The organism is Janthinobacterium sp. GL_088, assembly GCF_057837845.1.
Genome location: NZ_CM174453.1, coordinates 158,034 through 176,589 on the forward strand (window position 1 = coordinate 158,034; position 18,556 = coordinate 176,589).

At 67.9% G+C, this 18,556-nt stretch carries 5 protein-coding genes; all 5 read right to left on the minus strand.

What is annotated here, in order from left to right:
* Nucleotides 1–20 precede the first annotated feature (20 nt).
* Complete coding sequence (locus tag AC3IQ7_RS00675; protein ID WP_489208078.1) at nucleotides 21–761, minus strand: energy transducer TonB family protein; 741 nt, start codon at nucleotides 759–761, stop codon at nucleotides 21–23.
* A 10-nt stretch (nucleotides 762–771) separates the two neighbouring features.
* Nucleotides 772–1,182: an ExbD/TolR family protein gene (locus tag AC3IQ7_RS00680; protein WP_489208079.1), complete on the minus strand. Its 411-nt coding sequence runs from the start codon at nucleotides 1,180–1,182 to the stop codon at nucleotides 772–774.
* Nucleotides 1,183–1,195: 13 nt separating this feature from the next.
* The gene (locus AC3IQ7_RS00685) at nucleotides 1,196–2,977 is read right to left on the minus strand and encodes a DUF2341 domain-containing protein (RefSeq protein WP_489208080.1); all 1,782 of its coding nucleotides are present in this window, start codon (nucleotides 2,975–2,977) and stop codon (nucleotides 1,196–1,198) included.
* 56 nt (nucleotides 2,978–3,033) lie between these two features.
* Nucleotides 3,034–4,671 (minus strand): ShlB/FhaC/HecB family hemolysin secretion/activation protein, encoded by a 1,638-nt coding sequence (locus tag AC3IQ7_RS00690; RefSeq protein WP_489208081.1) that lies wholly within the window; start codon nucleotides 4,669–4,671, stop codon nucleotides 3,034–3,036.
* A gap of 141 nt (nucleotides 4,672–4,812) precedes the next feature.
* Complete coding sequence (locus tag AC3IQ7_RS00695; RefSeq protein WP_489208082.1) at nucleotides 4,813–18,477, minus strand: filamentous hemagglutinin family protein; 13,665 nt, start codon at nucleotides 18,475–18,477, stop codon at nucleotides 4,813–4,815.
* Nucleotides 18,478–18,556: the final 79 nt, after the last annotated feature.

The following is an 18,556-nucleotide window of genomic DNA, read 5'->3' on the forward strand; positions in this document are numbered from 1 at the left end:
TGAGGAATTAGTTCATGCGCTTACGGGCGCCGACCTTTAATGGAAACGCGGGCCGGAAAACGCAGGGACGCCGGTGGCCGCTCGTCGGCGCGGAAATCGCGCACCATGGCCAGCACTTGCTCATCCGTCTGCGCATTGCCTGTGCCTTGCACCAGCTGCACCTTCGTCGTCTTGCCTTCCGTATCGAGCCACAGGTCGACGCGGATGTCGGCAAACGCCAGCTGGCGCGTGCGCGGGTCGCGGGCAAAGGCCAGCTGCAGCGCGTTGGCTACATAGCGGCCATACGATCCCGCGCCGAGGCCGCCGCCACCGCCGCCACCCGTCATGCCGCCGCCGCGCCCGGCCTGGATGCCGAAGGCGTCGCTGCCGGCCTGCGCCGCGCCGTCGATGGTGACGGGGTCGCCCTTGTCCGGCGACGGGCTTTCCGGCGCGTCATCCATGGGCTTGTCGGCCGGCGTCGGTTCCGGCTCCGACACTTCCGGCACCACCTTGTCCGGCGTCGGTTCCGGCAGTTTTTCCGGTTCCGGCGGCGGTGGCGGCGGAGGGGGCAGCATCAGCATGGGCGGAGCCGCCACTTCGCGCTTGGTGGCCGCCGTGTCCGACAGCAAATACCAGACCAGCGCGGCCAGCGCGCCGGCCAGCAGCGCGGCCAGCGCGCCGGCCAGCAGCGCGCCGCCGGCCACGCCGCCCCAGCGGCGCCACCACTGCGCCACGCCCGACGGTTCCGAGGCGGCCATCTTCATCATGTCGTCACGCTTCACCTTGCGCTCCTCATGCCGGCTTGCCGGTCACCAGGCCCACCTGGTTCAGGTCGATCCGGCGCAGCAAGTCCAGCACTTCGACCACTTTCGCGTATTGCACAGCGGCATCGCCACGCACGATCACGGGGAAGTCGGGCGTCAAGGCCTTTTCCGTGCGCAAGCGCTCTTCCAGCTCGGGCAAGGTGACGGGATAGGCGTCGAGGAAGATCTGGCCCGCGTTGTCGATGGTGATGGCCTTGGTCTTCGGTTTTTCCAGCGCCATGGCCGAACTGGCCTTGGGCAGGTCGACCTTGATGCCGGGAATGCTGGCGTTGCTGGTCAAAATGAAGATCACCAGCACCACCAGCAGCACGTCGACGAAGGGCGTAATGTTGATGCCGCCGCTACGCTTGCGGGGGGTAAACTTGGCGGAGGTGGCCATGGTTATGCGCCCCTCACGCCTGTTGCAGCACGGGACGCATCTGGCGTCCGTCGCCCTGCTCTTCAGCCAGGCGCGTGGCGAATTCATCGACGAAGACGGCCATATCGGCGACGATGGCGTCCGAACGCGAGGATAGCCAGTTGTAGCCGAACAGCGCGGGAATCGCCACACCCAGGCCGGCAGCCGTACACAGCAGCGCTGCCGCCATGCCCGGCGCCACCGAGTTGATATCCACGGCACCGGCCATGGCCGCCACGACGAACACCAGCATGATGCCGATCACGGTGCCGAACAGGCCGACGTACGGCGCGCCTTCGATGGTGGTCGACAACCAGATCATGCGTTTCGACATGCGTTCGCTTTCGCGCACCATCACGCCATCCATGGCGGCGCGGATGGCGCCGATGGTCGCATTCGAGACGGCGTTCAAGTCATAGCCGCGGTCATGGCGGCGGCGCATCTCGTCGATGGCCACGTCATACAAACGCCACAGCGAGGAATCCGTCTTCACGGAAGCGCTCAGCTTGCCGTTGCGCGCCAGGTGGTCCAGCGGCGCGCCGGCCGCTTCGTGGAACGACTGCATGAATTGCGCATTGGCGCGCGAAATGGCGCCATAGCTGCGGCCCTTGCCGATCATGATGATCCACGACAAGACCATCATCAGGCCCAGCACGCCGACGACGATCCACGCGTCGAGCGGCATGGCGGCGATGATGAAGCCGAAATGGCTCTTGCCCGCTTGCTGTTCATCGGCGCCAAACACGGCCAGGCGCGATTCGGAACCTTGCGAAACGGCGTCAGCCAGCAGCAGGGCGTCGGCGCGGGCCGTGCGCGACAGGCGCAGCTCGTCGATGGCGCCCGTGAAATTGTTCAGGGTGGAAGTACCGGCAGCGACCGGCGGCGCATCGGCGCCCACCGAGGCGGCGGTGGTGAACGCTGGCAACGCGGTGGCCAGCGACACGGCCGGACGGCCGCCTACGTACAGGGCCACGTTGTTCTTGTCGGCCTTGACGGCCAGGTGCGACCATTGCGCGGCCTGGATCGGCTGGCCGGGCTTGCTGCGCTGGCCATTCACCTGCACGAAAGGCACACCCTGGTCTACGCCGATCAGCAATTCATTGGCGCCATCGCGGCGTGCATACAGCACTTGCTGCGGGCCCAGGTTATCGGGACGTACCCAGGCGGAAAAGGTGAACGGCGCGCCGGCGGCCAGCGCCAGCGAAGGCGAGGCAGGCAGCATCAGAGGTGCCGTGCCCAGGCGGGCGCCCGCGCCGATGACGGAACCATCGAGCGCCGGCACGGCCGTCTGGGCATGGTTGCCGTAGGCAGTGCTGTCGCGCGAAGGCACGCCAGGCTCGGTGAAGTGGTACACGAGGCTGTAATCGGGGTCGAACGTGCGCTGGCCATTGCCGGAAGCGGGCGCCTTCGGATTACCGTAGTACATCCACAGCTGCTGCTGCGTACCGGCCGTCAGGGCCGGCACATCGACCCAGATCAGGGCGATGCCCAAGAGCGGGTTGAACTGTTCGATCTGGTGGTTCAGCACCGTTTTATCGTCGCCCGCCACGAAGCGCAGGTCGGCGCCGTTGTCGCTGACGCCTTCGAAGTTGAAGTTACCCGAATGCAAGCGCAGCAGCACGGGAATGCGGCCGGGATCGCCGCCCACGGCGCCCGCCTTCGGGCCCGCGTCGACGGTGACGGGTTTGCGGTAAGCCCAGTCGGGCTGCCACCAGGCATGCGCCAGGCCGGGAACGAGCGTGCCCAGGATCGTGAGCAAAAAAAGAAAACGTTGCATGACAGTGATTCTCCGAAGAAAAGTCTAAAAAAGTGCAGTGCTGGTGAGCTGGCCCGTCAGTAGCTGGCGGACAGGTTGAAATTGATGCGGCGCACGTGTTTGTGCGTGCGCGGGCCATCGCGCAACGGGTAAGCAAAATCGATGCGGCCATTCAGGTAGCGCAGGAACTGGAAGCTGCTGCCCACGCCCACGGAGGCCAGGCCGAACAGGTCTTTCTGCTCGATCATCGGATCGCGCAGGCGCAGGCGCGCGCCATCGGCAAAGGCAAACAAACGCCAGTTTTCCAGGCGGCTGAAATACGTCAGCTGGGGCGTGCGCCATTCGACCGTGCCCGACACGCCGTAGTCGCCCGTCGCTTCGGCCGACAGGTAGCCGCGCACGGAATTGGCGCCGCCGGCGGCCATCTGTTCGCCCGACACGAGCGCCGCATCGGCCAGCTGGCCCGACATGCGCCCATGCAGCTGCGCGCCACTGCCCAGGGTAGTGGTGGCGTTGGCGTCGCCCTTCAGCACGAGGAAGCTGGGTGTAGCCTTGTAGCGCTTGTTGTCGTAGGCGGCGCTGTTGCTGCCGTAGCCGAACGCGGCGCGCGTACCGGCCACCAGCGACAGGCCAAGGCCGTACGTCGCCGCATCCGTCTGCGCAAAGCCGTTGTAGGCCACGCTGAGCGGCACATACTTCAATGGAATGCTCGAGCCGGCGCCATTCAGCTGCAGCGCTTCCTGGTTATCCTTGAAATCGATGCCGGCGCTAAAGCTGTGCCACCAGATGCCGCTGTTGGGCACCGTGTAGTTGACTTTCATGCCCAGCGCGTGGCCCTTGCCCAGCACGCTGGTGCCGCCCGTGCTGGCCACGTTGCTGTTCGACTGGTAGCCCGTCGCTTCCAGGCTCCAGCCCTGCGTGCCGATCGGCGCCACGTACGAGGCGGACCACACCTTGGTCTGGTTCAGGTCGCCCGGCGTGCCGAAAAAGCTGATGGTGGCGCTATGCCCCATCTGCCACAGGTTGTCGTGGCCGACCGACATGCTTGTGCGCAACTTTTTCGTATCGGCGCTGTAATCGTTATTCAAGCCCACGCTGGCGCGCCACGGGCTGCTGTCCTCGACTTTCAAGTCCACGTCCATGGTGCCGGGCAGGCTGCCCTGCTTGACCAGCGGCATCACCTGGCGCTTGGGACCGCGGTTCAGGGCCGTCAGCTCCACTTGCGCCTGGGTAAAGTCGGGCACCTTGCCTTCCGTCAGGGCCGGTACTTGCTGGCGCACGTCGAGCGGCGAGTTGTATTGCGCGCCGACCACGCGCAAGCGCCCCACCTTGGTTTCGCTCACCTGCAGCACCACCACGCCCTGCTCCACCTGCTGCTCCGGCAAGTCCACGTAGACGGACTGGTAGCCGCGGGCTTGATATGCCGCAACGAGGGCGTCGCGCGCCCCTTCCACGTCCTTCAAGGTGCGGCCCGGTCCCAGGAAGGGCGTGACCGCCTCTTCGATGGCACGCGCATCGAGCACGGTATTGCCACGCACCAGATATTCCTCGATCGTCACCTGCCGTTCCGGCGCGGCCACGGGAGCGGCTGCCGGCACCGCGTCCTGCGCGCAGGTCATGCCGGGCAGCGCCAGCATGGCCAGGCACAGCATCGTCAAGGCGGTCGCGGGTGCCGCGGGTGCTGCCCCCTTGCCCTGTTTTTTCATCTCACGCATCTTCCATTCACCTTAAAATCAAACGGTTGCCCTGTGTTGCGGCGCTGGGCCGGCGTTTTTTTGTTGCTAATGCTGATCTACTGATGCCTAGACAGCCGCCGCGCGCGGCGACTGCCGAATGTCATCAAATGTTCATAAAACTCACGGTTGCAGGCCGCGCCGCTCGTTCGGCGTGAGCGCCTGCAGCTGCGGCGCCGTCAACGGCCCCGCGCCCAGCACCTGCACCACGCCGGCCGGCTGATAGCTGGACGCCTGCGGTTCGCCGCCCTGGTGCTTGCCAACACCGCCCTCGTCCGCCTGCTCGTTGCCAAAGCCCAGCACCTTCACCGTGAACAGCGACGGTTGCGCCTGGCGCGTGGCGGCCCGTTCGCGCTGCAGCACGTCCTGCGCCGCCGTCACGGCTTGCGTGGCGGCCGCGCTGGCGTTGCTCAATGCGCCCACGTTCACGGAAGCGATGGTCGGCAGGCCCGCCGACTTGCCCTGTACCTGAACGTTTTCCGCATTGATCACCTGCAAGGCCGCCAGGTTGACGTTGCCCGAGACGCGGATGCCCGCCTCGCCCGCGTCGATGCTGCCCAGCGGGGCGATCAGGTCGATGTCGCCGGGCGGCACCTCCGGGATCGGGTTCAGGGTGGCGATGCCGGCGCCCGTCGTCGGCGTGCTCGGCGACAGGCTGACCAGGCCGATGCTGTCGTAGGTACGGCGCTGCGGCGTGTAGACAACGGTGGACTTGGTGCCGCGGCCCGCATTGATGTCGCCCGTGGCCGACCAGGCCAGGATGTTGCCGCCGAAGGTGGTGAAGATGCGGCTCTGGCCCAGCAGGATGCTGTCTTTCGCATACATCTGGATCTCGCCCTGTCCCTGTGTCAGCACGCCCGAGCCTTCGCCCGGCGCATAGCCGCCGTCCACGCCGATCAGCGCGCGCCCGCCCGGCACCGTGATGCCGATGTCGCCGCCGAAATCCGTGTGGATGCCGGTGTCGTTGACGGTCACGTAAGGCACGTTGTAGTCGGGACGGCCCGCCTCGGCCCATTCCTGCGGACTCAGGTAGCGCACGCCAGCGACGGGACGCTTGGTGTACACGCCGCCGTATCCGTTGACCGTGTACAGCGCGCTGCTGAACATCGTCAGGTCGCCCTGGTACTCGATCTTCTTGCCCGCCTTGTCCTGCGTCGGGAAGAGGGTGGCGATGGCTTCGCGGCCGCGCAGATAGCTGCCGCGGCGCACGCCGTCCGGATCGTTGTACTCGCGCCCGGCCGCCTTCAGCTCGGCGAAGTAGACATTGCTCAGGTAGACCTGCTGCTGTTCCTTCGGCAAGGCGGCAAAGAAGCTGCGCGCATCGGTGGCCGGGTCGTAGCGGATGCCCAGGCCGCTGTCGCCGCCAAAACGCGTCGTCAGCCAGTTCACCAGGTGCAGCTGGCTGACCTGCGCGTATTCGCGCGCCAGGTCGCGCCGCACGCCGCCCGTTTGCTGGCCAGCTTTCTCCAGCTCGGCCTGCTTCGTGCCGAGGAAGACGGCAGCGCCCGCCTCGTCGCCGCCGTAGGCGAACTGGCCGCGCAGCCAGTCGGCCAGGGTCAGCTTGCCGCCGTAGACGTACACGGCGCTGCCGGCCTGGTCGGCCAGCGGCTTGCCCGGGTCGGCCAGCTTGGCCGGGTCCAGGTAGCGCGCCGCGAAGGCCGCATAGTCGGGACCATTGCGGCCCACGCCGGCGGCCACGCTGATGCCGGCGCCATCGCCGCGCTTGTCCTGGCCGACATGGACGATGGAGCCGAGGCTGCGCAATTCCGCCTTGTCGGCCATGTACAAATCGCGCCCGGCGCTCACATTGAGCTGGCCCGGCCCCGCCACATAGAAGGTGCTGTAGCGGATGTCGCGGCCGGCGCTGACGACGGAAACGTCGTCGGCATGGCGGTGCACGAACAGGTTGCCGCGCGCCGACGAGCTGCCGAAGACGACCGGCTTTTCCGGCAGCTCGGGACTGTTGGCAAAGGGCTGGCCGGTCCATCCCGCTGCGCCGTCCGGTACGCTCTCGACGTTGCCGAGCGGCGTGCCGGAGTTGACGATGTCGCGTCCGGCACGCACGGCCACGGCGCCGCCGCCCTCGTACCACAGGCCAAGGGCGCCGCTGACGCCCTTCAGGTTGCCCCGGTACACGATACCGCCCGTGCGCAGGCCGACGATGTCGCCGCTATTGGCATAGAAGTGCGCGGGCAACTGGCCTGCCGGCACATAGTCGGAGACCGTCGGCGGGGTCATGCTGAACAGCGGATACACTTGTTGATTGGCATCGCTGGCGCCATTCGACGACGTACCAAACCATTTCAATGCCCCCGGCGCCAACGCATCGGCGCTGACGTTATGCAGCGGCAGCAGGCCGAACCAGACATTGCCCAGCGCGCCGACGAAGCCCGGATTGAACGGATTCGGCAGCAGGCGCGGGTCGGCGCCCGATGGCGTGATCGGATAACCGGCCGCATGGATGGAGTCGGCGGCCAGCATTTCCAGCTGGCCCGTGCCCGTCCTGACAAATTGCGGCGCCACCGGCGACGGCGCCAGGATCACGCCGTTTTGCGGCATGTCCACCTTGCCGCCATCACCCAGCCTGCCCAGGCTGGCATTGCCGTAGTACAAGCTGCCGCTGGCGGCCACGGCGCGCAGCACGGACGGCATGACGAAGCGCCCGTCCGTCGGCGCATGGTTGTCGCCGGCCATCGCATTGATCCAGGACGAGGTGGGCGTCAGGTTGCCGCCCGCGCTGAACAGGTCGATGGCCGTGGCCGGCGTCCACAGCGAGAACCAGCTCCAGCCTTCGCCGGTGCGCTCCACGCCCTGGTAGCTGAACGGCGAACCATAGCCCAGTTGCTTCACGCGGCCCGCATCGGCCACGCCGCCCAGCACCACGTCGCCGCGCGCATCGATGCGCACGCCGCTGTCGCCCGGCACCAGGATAGGCCCGCCGCTGGCGATCGCCGTGCCCGCCGTGTAGGTTTCGTACGGCCGCGATTCCGTCGGATCGGCGCGGTCGAAGCGCAATTCGATGCCGCCCACGGCGCCCGCTTCCAGGCGCAGTGCGCCGCGCAGGTTGGTGAGCGTGCTGTTCAGGCCAGGCACCTGGCGTTCGAAACGCGTGTTCGGGTTCGGCCGGTCGCTATTGCTGTCGAAGCTGCGCACCTCGGCCACGGGGTTCAGCCCGCCGCCGATGCGGATATCGAGATCGCCGCCGCCCGTCAGCAGCAGCTTGCCGTCCGGCGTCACCCTGCCCGTGCTGCCCACGGCCACGTTCAGGCCCTGGCTGCGCGGCGCGAACTCGCCGCCCGGATCGGCGCGCGAGGCCAGCATGCCGGCGTCGCCGCCCGCCTGCAGCAGCAGATTGCCGCCGCCCAGGGTGCCGATGCCCGTAAAGCCCGACAGCCCCGGCAAGCCCGAGAACAGGTCGACGCCTTCGGGACGCGCGACATAGGTGCCGAAATTGATCCACCATGCCGTCGGCACGCCGCCCGCCGTGCTGCCGCTGCCCTGGCGCCACAGCCAGGTGCCGATGTCGCTGCTGTCCTGCTGCGCGCGCAGCCAGCCGATGGCATCCTCGCGGCGTTGCGTGGAGGTGCCCAGCGTGTCGCCCTTGACGTCGCCCTGGGCGCGCAGCAGCAGATTGCCGCCATGCTCGGGATACCAGGCGCGGTACAGGCTCTGGCTGCCGCCATCGACAAACGGCGTAAAGTCCGTGCCCAGCGCACCGAGCAGCTGGCCCTTGGCGTTCAGGCCGCGCGGCAGGTTGAACAGATCCTTGCCATTGACCAGCGGCGAGGCCGACTGCGTGCCGGCCGTGTAGACGCCATACAGCGAACGCATGTCGAAGTCGCCCGCGGCCAGCAAATCGAGGTCGCCCGTGCCCGTGCGCAGCACGCTGAACAGGGGCTGGCGCGCCGGCGCAGTCACGTGCACGTATTGAGGCTCCGTGCCATCGGCAATCTTGACCACGATTGCGCCATATTCATTGAAGCCAAGCAGCACTTCTTCACTGGCAAAGTTGGCCAGGTCGATCGGCATGCCCGGTATCTCGCCAAACAGGCCGGCATCGTCGCCCCATACATACTGTGCGGGCAAGCCGGTGCCTGGAACCAGCTCGCGGACAGTGGCCATGCCGTAATGCGCATCGGCCAGCATCAGATGGGCGTCCTTCGCATGCGGTTTCAGCGCGCGCGTGTCGGCCGCCGCCGTATCGGCGCCGCCCACCAGGCGCAGCGACCACGCTTGCGAACCCTGGGCCAGCATGGGCGCCAGCGCCAGGTTGCGGCCCTGGCTGCCGCTGCCATCCGCGCTGCGCAGCGACACCATGGTGACGTCGCCCGGCAGCCTGACCACGGTGCCGGCGGGCAGCACGCTGCCCTTGTCCAGCGCCAGCGCCGAGGCCAGCACCACGCCATTGACGGCATTCGTGGCATCGGCCACATCCCACGGCCTGCCTTCGGGGAAAGGCAGGGCCACGTTCGCCGGCCACAGCATGGCCGCCACCCTGGCCGCGCCAGGCAGGCGCAGGCCGGCATCGAGCTGCATCCCGCTCGACAAGGTCAGCGCCTTTGGCAAGACCGTGCCGGCCGCGTACAGCACGCTGCCGTCGGCATTGCGCACGGCGCCGCCCAGCACGCTGCCGGCCGGCAGGTTCAACTCCGCCGTCAAGGTGGCGCGCGCCGCCAGCAAGGTACCGCTGCGCAACTCCATGGCTTTCATCGGCACGGCGAAATTGACGCTCGTGCCCGATTTGAAATACGTGTCCTCGGCCAGGGTCACCAGGCCCGCTTGCGGCACGACGACCTCGCCGCCCCACGGCAGCCGGCCTTTCAACAGCTGCCAGCCCTTGTCATCGACCGTGACTGGCAGGGCGCTGGTATCGAAACCATCGGTGATGCTGCCAAAGACGCTGAGCTTGCCGCCGGCGCGCAGCACCAGCGCACCGGCCTCGCCCGAGCCGTACACGCCGCTCAGGCGCGCCAGCGGATTGACGCCGTCATAGCGGTGGCCGGACAGGTCGATGTCGCCATCGATATGCAGGTCGCCGCCTGGCGTGGCGCTGACGATCTCGACGCCAGGGCGCAGGTGGAAGGCGTTGGCGTCGCCGCGCAAGCCGTGCAGCTTGTTGTTCATCAAATTGCCGTTGGCCAGCGCGTGGGCCATGAAGGCCTGGCTGTCCGCGTGTTTCTCGTCCAGGTAAGCCTGGTTGATGCTCTGGTAGCTGCGGCCGTCCGCATCCTTGCCCGTGCCGGCCGGGGCATCCTTGTATTGCCAGAAGGCGTTGACGTTGATGGTGCGCGCGCCGGCGATGTTCAGCGCGCCGGCCGCGTCGATGTCGATATCGTCGCCCGTGGCGCCGCCCAGGCGCCGTGCGTTCAGGTCGATGCTGCCATAGTTGCCACCCTTGTCTCCGCTGCGCAGGTCGAAACGCGCGCCGTTTTCCAGGCTCAGGCGGCCGCCTGGCGCGGCCAGTTCGATCACGGCGCGGTTCGGCGCCTCGATCACCTGGCCATAGCTGTCCGTGCGCAGCACCGTGCCGTGCGCATCGAGCACGGCGCCGGACTGGATGGTGACGCCGTCGCGGCCGGCCAGGCGGATGCTGCCCACCTGTTCGCCGCTGGCGTCGATGCGGCCACTCACCGTCAAGCTGCCGCCATCGACGGAGACGCTCACTTCGCGCGCCTTGAGCTCGTCGCCGATGGTCAGATTGCCCTGCTTGAGCTGGAAGCTGCGGCTGCCGAACACCTTGCCCGTGTTCAGGCGCTGGTTCAGGCCGGCGAAGTCGCCAACATGCTGGGCGCGAAGTTCCACGCCGCCAGCCGCGTAGGCTACCTGGGTGCCGCCCGCGTCATAATGGCCGCTGGCGCCGCCCAGCAGGCTGCCGCGCAAGTCGGCCGTGCCCGCCGCGTCGCCCGTGGCAACCACGCTCAGCTTGCCGGCGCGGTTATTCACGGCCGACACGTCGATCACGGAAGCGGCCGCCTGGCGAACATCGCCTGCGCGGCTGTCGAGGATCACGTCGCCGCCCCAGCTGTACTTGCTCGTGTCGTAGAAATCGATCTTGCGGCCTGCCAGGTCCAGCTTGGCCTTGTCGCCCAGCAATACATCGCGCTCGGCCGACAGGGTCAGCTTTCCGCTTGGCAGAACCACCGAGGTATCGACACTGACGCTGTTGCCGCTGAGCGCCACTTCCGCGCCCAGGGCGCCGGCCAGCGCCGCATTCGTCGGCGTGACAGGGGTGGCGGGGGTAGCGCCGGCCGGTGCGCTCACCTTGAGGTCGCCGCCCGCCGTGATGCGGTTGACGGAACCGGCCGCACCCGTCAACAGCGGCGTGCTGATCAGCAAATCGCCGCCGCTGTAACGGTAGCCATTGGTGGCCGTATCCCACGCGCTTAGCGACTGGTAGACGGACAGGCTGCCCTTGTTGTTGGCCGTCAGCTGTTCGCTGGCATTCAACGCCACCTGGCCGAAGCCCAGCATCAAACGGTCGAGGTTATGGATGGTATCGGGACGGCTGTCCGGCGTGAAGCCGAACTCGATGCGCCTGGCGTCGACCTGCAAACGGCCGCTGCCCGTGCCGGGGCCATTGGCGACGACGGCGCCGGGCGCATTCGTCGCGCCCTGCCACACGAGGGTATCCGTGTGGATGCGCGCCAGCGCGTCCGTGCCGCCATAGCCGTAGATGGCCGGCGTATTGAGCACCAGGCGCGACAGCGAGGACTTGCCCGTGGCCGCGTCGATGGTCGACAGCTGCGACGAGTCATAGAAGTTGAAGGAATTGCGCGCCGTCAAACCCAGGCTTTCCAGCGCCGGTGCGCCCGTGCTGGTGTCGCCGCGCAGCAGGCGGTCGAGCACGCCCTGGTTCAGCGCCAGGCCGTCGGGCAAGGCGCCGCGGGTGCTGGCGTCCGCCAGGGACGCCTCGCTGCCGACATTGATGGAGCCCATGCCCAGCACCAGGTTGCGCGTGCCGTAGCGCACGTTGTCGCGCAGGGTAAACACGCGCTCCGTCACGGCCGCGATGGTGCCCTCGGAATACAGCGAGGTGCTGCCGCTGCAGGCGCCGCCCGCCTTGGCGCAGGCGCCGATATCGATGATGCCGGGGCCATACGATTCGGACGACGGCGCCGCGGTCGGCAGCATGTCCAGCCAGCCGTTCGAGACGGCCAGCACGCTGCCCATGGGCTCGTACACATAGCCGTCGCGCGAATCCCAGGCGGCCTTGCCGCGGCCCAGCGTATTGATGCCGGAGCCCTGCTCCAGGATGATGCCGCCGTCTTTTCTCGCCGTCACCAGAAACACTTCGGCCGCCTTCAGCACGGCGCCGTCGCGCAGCACGATGCCGCCCGCCGATTCGTTGATGGCGGCGATATTGGCGCGCTGGTTGCTGCCCGTGCCAAATTCGCTGTAGTTCACGCGCGGCAAGCCGCCGATGCCCACGCGCTGGGCACCGAAGGCATTGATCTGCGACGCATGCACGGACACGCCATCGAAATCGGCCAGCGGCGCCGTGCCGTCGGCCAGCACTTCGTAGCGCGTCGACGCATGGTTGCCCGTGCCCAGCAACAGGGAGCCGCCGAAGCCGCCCTCGGCCGGCGCATACAGGGCGCTGCCATCCATCATCAACGGCGTCTGGTTATCCTTGACGCTGTGCACGGATGGGGCGATCAGCTGCACCCGCACGCCCTTGGCATCGCGCTCCAGCGCGGCGCGCGGCACGCCGTCGCGCGTGGCTTGCGCCACGGCAAAGGCGGCATAGCCCGTTTCATTGTATTGCGAATAGCTGCGCAGCACGTCGGCCGGCGTCAGGATGGCTTGTTGCGCCACCACGTCGCGGATCGCCGTGCCCGCCACGCCCGTCTGCGCCGCCGTGGCAAACGAGCCGTTGCGCATGGCAATCGTGCCGCCCGTCTCGACGGCGCCGGCCAGGCCATTCAGTTCCACGCGGAAAGCACCGGGCAGCAGGGCGAAATTCGACGGCAGCAGGGTGTAGGTGCCGGCCGCCAGGCCGGGCACGCCCGCGCCGATGGTGATCTGGCGTCCCGCGGCGGGCTTGCCCGCGCCCTGCTCGGCCGTCAACGGCGCCACGTCAGGCTGCACGCCGGGAATGATGGCGTACACGGGGTTGGTATTCAGGCCGGGCAAGGTAAAGCCGCCGTTCGGCTTCATCTGCACCAGCGGATTGAGGCGCGCGTCGGTGGAGCCGCCGCGTCCGGCCAGGAAGGCCGCGCCCGTCAAGGTGCCGCCGCCCGACAGGTCGAGCACGGCGCCGGCCTGCACGTCGATGGCGGCGCCCGTCAAGGCGATCTCGGGGCCGTTGCCCACGCCCTTGAACACGACATCGTTGCCGTCATACAGGTAGCTCAAGCCATCGAGCGTGCCGCCGTACGGCATCGTCAAGCCTTTCGCACTGACCGAAGTCAGGCTGCCAGGCAACAGATTGACGCGGCCCGTATTGGCTTCAAAGCCTTCGGCGCCCAGGTTGATCTGGCCCAGCGGCGCGCGCAGCACGCCGTGCTGGTTGATGGTGGGCGCAATCAGGCTCAGGGTACCGAACACGGAGAACGGCTGGTTCGGCGTGGCGCCGTCGCCGCTGCGCCCGATATTGAGCGTGCGCAGCGGATCGAGCGTGACGCGGAGGTTGCCGTATTCGTCGATGCCGCTCTGCTGGCCCACCGTGACCATGCCGCTGTCGCCCGTGGCCGGGTAGATTTGCGCGGCCACCAGGGTGGCGTTGCCGGGCTGGTACAGGGCGGCGCTGTTCGACAGGCGCATGTCGCCGCGGCTGTTCAGGGTCAGCTGCTCGAAGGCATCGCGCTCGACCACCAGGTCGGCGCCGCTGCTCTGCGCAATGGTGCCGCGCGTACCCATGTTGACCTCGCCCGCGATATCGAGCATGCCCGCATCGATCTGCAGCAGGGAATCCTCGGCCACCAGCGGCACGCCCAGGATGCCGCGTCCCTTGCCCAGGTTCTTCGAACCTTTCACGGCATTGGGCACGATGTAATCGTCCTTCTGCGCACGCACGGCCGTACCCAGGCGCACATACGGCGCCGCCAGGTGCACCTGGCTGGCAAGGCTGCCCGCCTTGTCCTGGCCATCGGCATCCGGCTGCGGCGGCTGCTGCGCCAGCCCCAGCGAGGTGGCGCTCAGGCGCAGGCTCTGGCCCAGCGACAGCTTGACGTCGCCGTCAAAACTGAGCATGCCGTTCACATGCAGGGCCAGGTTGTCGAAACCGCCCGCCTGCACGCGGTCGGCGCCCAGGCGCGCGCTGCCGTAGCGCAGCGCCGCATCCTGCTGGCCGGCGCGCAAGTCCTCGGGCAAGGCGCTGTCGCCCTGCACCTGCGCCAGCTGCAGTTCGCGCGGCACGCGCACCGCGTTGTCCACGTTGTCGCCTTGCAAGTTGTAGCGGTTGACCTTGCCATAATTGGGCGTGTCCAGCGCCAGCGCCAGGGTGCCACCGGCCGCACCGGTGCCACCGGCCACGGCGCGCAGGGTGCCGTCGGCAAAGATGCCGTTATACGAACTGAGCGAAATCAAACCGCCGTTGCCGGCCACGTTGACGGCGCCCTGGTTCGGCAAGTCCAGCGTGGCTTGCGCGCCGCTGGCGTCAAGCAGCGCGCCCGGACGCACGACGACAAAGGCATCGGCCGCGTCGACGCTGGCCGCATCAGCCTTGTAGCGGGCGCCGATTTCAATGCTGCCGCCCTTGTCGGCACGGCCATAGCGGTCGCCGCGCATGTCGGTGGCGACCGTGGCGCGGCCGGCGACATCGAGCACGGCCCTGTCGCCGATCCAGATCGACGTGGCTTGTCCCTTGCCGTTCGGTACATCCACATCATTGCCCGTGCCAAACGTGCCGGGCAGGACGGCGATCTTGCCACCCCAGGCTTCGAGCCGGCCATCGATGGTGATCTGCGCATTGCCCGTCAGGCTGATCTGGCGGCCCGGATCGACCGTGACGACGGCGCCTTGCGCCACCGCCAGATCCCCTTTCACGTGCGGGCTGCCGGCCGTCAGCGACAGGTCGGCGCCGGCGCGCTGCGTCAGACGGGCCTTGCGCGCATCTTCCTGGTACAGCTCCGGCGTCCACAGTTCCAGCGCGGCAGCCGGATCCGTGCCACTCGCCACCGTGTGGCCCGTGGCGGGATTGAAGCGCAGCACGGGCATCTTCACATCGACATGCGCATCCTTGACCACCACGACGCCATCGCGGCCCGTGACGGCATAGTCGGCAAAACCGCTCTGGAACAGGCTGGCGCCCAGCGCCAGCATAGGCTGGACGGTCACGTCGCGCCCCAGCACCGTGCCGGCCGGCAGCAGCATGCCGCGCGGCGCGCGCACGTCGTCGGCGGCGATGCTGCCGGCCGCATACTGCGTCATCACCGGCTGGATCGGCAAGCCGTTTGGAAAGACCGCCGCCGAGACCACGAAGCCGGCAGGCAGGCTATTGATGGCAGTCAGCACGCTGCCGGCGGGCGCAATGGAACCCTGGTAGACAGACGCGCCGCTGGCGGTGGTGACATAGGCGCCCGGCGGCACCAGCAGGTCGGCTCCCAGCACCAGCGGTTTCTGCGCCGACACGTCCACCGTCACGGGTTTGCTCAAGGCCTGTCCCGGCTTGATCAGGCTGGTACTGAGTGCAAAATCGAAGGGGATCTTCTCGCCCTTGGCGATCAGGAATTCATCGGCCAGGCGCAGGCCGATGGGGGCGCTGCTGCCACCTGGCAACACGTCGCCACCCTGCAGCTTGCCGCCGATGCTGACGGCCGCGCCGCTGTCGATCACAAGGCGTCCGCCGCCTTTCACGCCATGGCCGCGCAACTCGCCGTCGAGCTTGAGCATGGCGCCCGTCGGCGCTTTCTCCGTCGGCAGATCGACCGCCAGGGTGATGTCGCCGCCGCGCCCGCCCTGCAAGCTGCCATTGCTCATCAGGGCCGCGCCGGACGAGACGTCGATGACGCTGCCGCCGGTCAGCTCAACGCCGCCCGAGCTTTTCAAGGTGACCTTGCCGCCATTCACATACGGCAAGCCGGCGACCGCGCCCGGATCGAGTTCCAGGTTGCTCCACAGGCCGCGCGCATCGAGACGCACGCCGGGCGCCACGCGCACGCCGGCCGTTCCCGTGGGACGGTTGTCCGGCACCAGCTTGCCTTCGACCCATACCGCGCCCGCATTCGCCAGGTAGCGCGAGATGATGTCACCGGCGGCGATGCTGCCGCCGCGCGCGCTGACGTTCGCCTTGATGGCCACGTCGGTGGCGTGCAGGGCGACGTCGCCGCCATCGGCCACGCGCACGTCCGCGTTGACGTCGAGCTTGTCGTAGGCGTAGATATTCAGGGCGCCCAGTTCCAGGCCATTGAGCCAGTCCGCATCGAGCTGCAGGGTCTTGCTGCGCGCGGCCGGCAAGGCTTCAGTGAGCAACTGGCCATCGGCGACGGGCGCCACCTTGCCGATCTCGACTTTTTCCAGCACGGCTTGCGGGCTGTCGCGCAGCTGGCCCGCCTTCGTATCGAAGACGGGCGTCATTTTGCCGACGATCAATTGACCGGCGCGCGCGGCCGACGTCTGCGCCTGCTTGTAGCTATCCATGCCGTCATCGCGCTTGCGCTGCTGGCGCTCGCCCTGGAACACGGACGTGTCGATATCGCCTTCCAGCACGGCCGCGCCCGTGGAAACGATCAGGCGGCCAGCGTCGCGGCCCACCGTGTAGCCGTTTTCCAGGCGTTCGCGCGGGCCGATCAAGGCATTCGCGTACGTCTCCGTCGTGTTCGCGCCCCAGCGCGCATGCGTGCTTTCATAGCCGCGGTACAAGCCCGTGTACAGATTGTCGCCGGGTGCAGTGCTGAGCTTGTACATCGCGCCATCGGCGCCCTTCAGCCACGTCTGCTTGACCATGCCCGTCTGCACGTCCAGCGAGCCGCCGGCGATGTTGATGCGCGAACCGGCCTGCGTCACCACTTCGCCGCCGCCAAAGCCGACGGTGCCGCCCTGGGCCGCCCACTCGCCGATGCCGTGGCCACTGGTATTGAGGTAGCCGCTCACTTCCAGCAGGCCGCCGGCCGTGTACCAGCGGTCCGTGGCGTAGCCATTGGTGCCGGCCGGCACCAGCACCAGATCGCGGCGGTCGACCCACACGTCGCTGTTGTTCAGGTATTTCGCGTCGCGGCTGCCCGGTGCGTCGCGCTGTTCGTTGCCCTGCACATTGATCAGCACATTGTTGCTGCTCATGTCGACTTTCACGCCGACGGCGCCGGATACGTCGATGGCGGCGTCGCGCGCCACGTGGCTGCGGCGGGCCGCGTCGACCAGCACCTGGCCGCCCGTGGCCAGGGTCAGCGAATCGCCTTCGAATTCCACGTTGCCGGCCGAAACGATGCGCACCAGCGACTGGTCGCGCCGGTCCAGCGGCGTGTCCGTGCCCTTGCCCGTGTCTTTCAGCAAGGTATCGCGCTGTACGTCGAGCGCCGTGGCGCTGTTGTCGTCGATAAAAATGGCGCTGACGCTGCCGCGTCCCATGGTGACCTTGGCGTCCTCGCCCGCCGCCGACAGGTGGATGGCGCCGCGTCCGTTGACGGAGGTGCTCGACAGCAGCATGCCGTCCTGGCGCAGCGTGTTGCCGCTCAGCGTGATGTCGCCGCCGGCCGACTGGATCAAGCCGCGGTTGACGACGGCGCCGGCGCTGCTGCCGGCCGTGCGCAGCATCTCGACTTCATTGCCGCGCGTGCTCGAATACTGGTTCTTGTCCGTGCCCTGGCCCGGGCGCACGACGATGGCGTCGCCGGCGGCCAGGGTGGTCTGGCCATTCGGCGTGGTGATGGCGCCCGCATTGTCGACGCTGCGGCCGGCCAGCAGCACATAGCCGCCGCCTTCCGTCACCGTTTGCGGCTTGCGCGTGTCGATGCGCGCGCCGGCGGCGACGACGACGTCGGCCTCGGCCTTGCCATGCGTAAAGGTATTCTGGCCCAGCAATAAATCATTCGCGAAGGTCGGCACGGCGCCAGCACCCTGCGCCTTGCCGTACAGGCCGCTCTTGAACTGGCTGTCGCTCATGCCCATGGCGGCCGCCGCCAGGTTGCGCGTATCGACCTGGCTGCTTCCCGTAAATACGATGCCATTGCGGTTGACGATCATCACCGTGCCGTCGGCCTTGATCTGGCCCTGGATCTGGCTGGGGCGCGCCAGCGGATCGTTGACCCGGTTCAATACGGACCAGTTCGATTTCTGGTCGAATTGCAAGGTGGTGTTTTTGCCGACGTTAAAACTTTCCCAGTTCAGTATCGCCTTGTCATCCGTCTGCGCGACCTTCACGACGGTCTTGCCGTCGGCCTGGGTCTGCACGGGTCCCTGGGCATTGAGCCAGCCCGCCGTCAGGCTGTTGCTGTCGACTTGCAAGCCGCCCTTGACCAGGCCATCGGGCGCACCGCCGGCAGCCAGCGCCGCCTGGCGCGCGGCCGCCTGTACCGCCTGTTCGGCGGCGATGCCGCGCGCGGCCAGCAAGAGGTTGTTCAGCGATTGCTGCAGCTTGCCTTCGGCTTTTTGCTGCTGCAGCAAAGGATTGTTCAGCGATGTGGCCGGCTGGCCATTCGGCAAGCGGCCCGTGGCAGCGGCCGTGCCCTGCTGCGCGCCCTTGCCCGCGAACCAGGCGCCGCTGAACGGCTGCTGCGCCTGCGCGCCGCCCGCCTGCAGCAGCATGGCGATGGCCAGCGCCAGCGGTTTCAAGCGCACCGGACGCCCGTTGTGGCTGCCCGCCATGGCGGAGGAGGATGCGTGTTTCGTGACCGACTTGCTTCGCTGCATGGCGACATTCCCTTTTCATGTTCCGTTGCTGACCGATATCGCGAGGCGGCGCGCGGCACGCACGGTGGCGGGCGGCAGG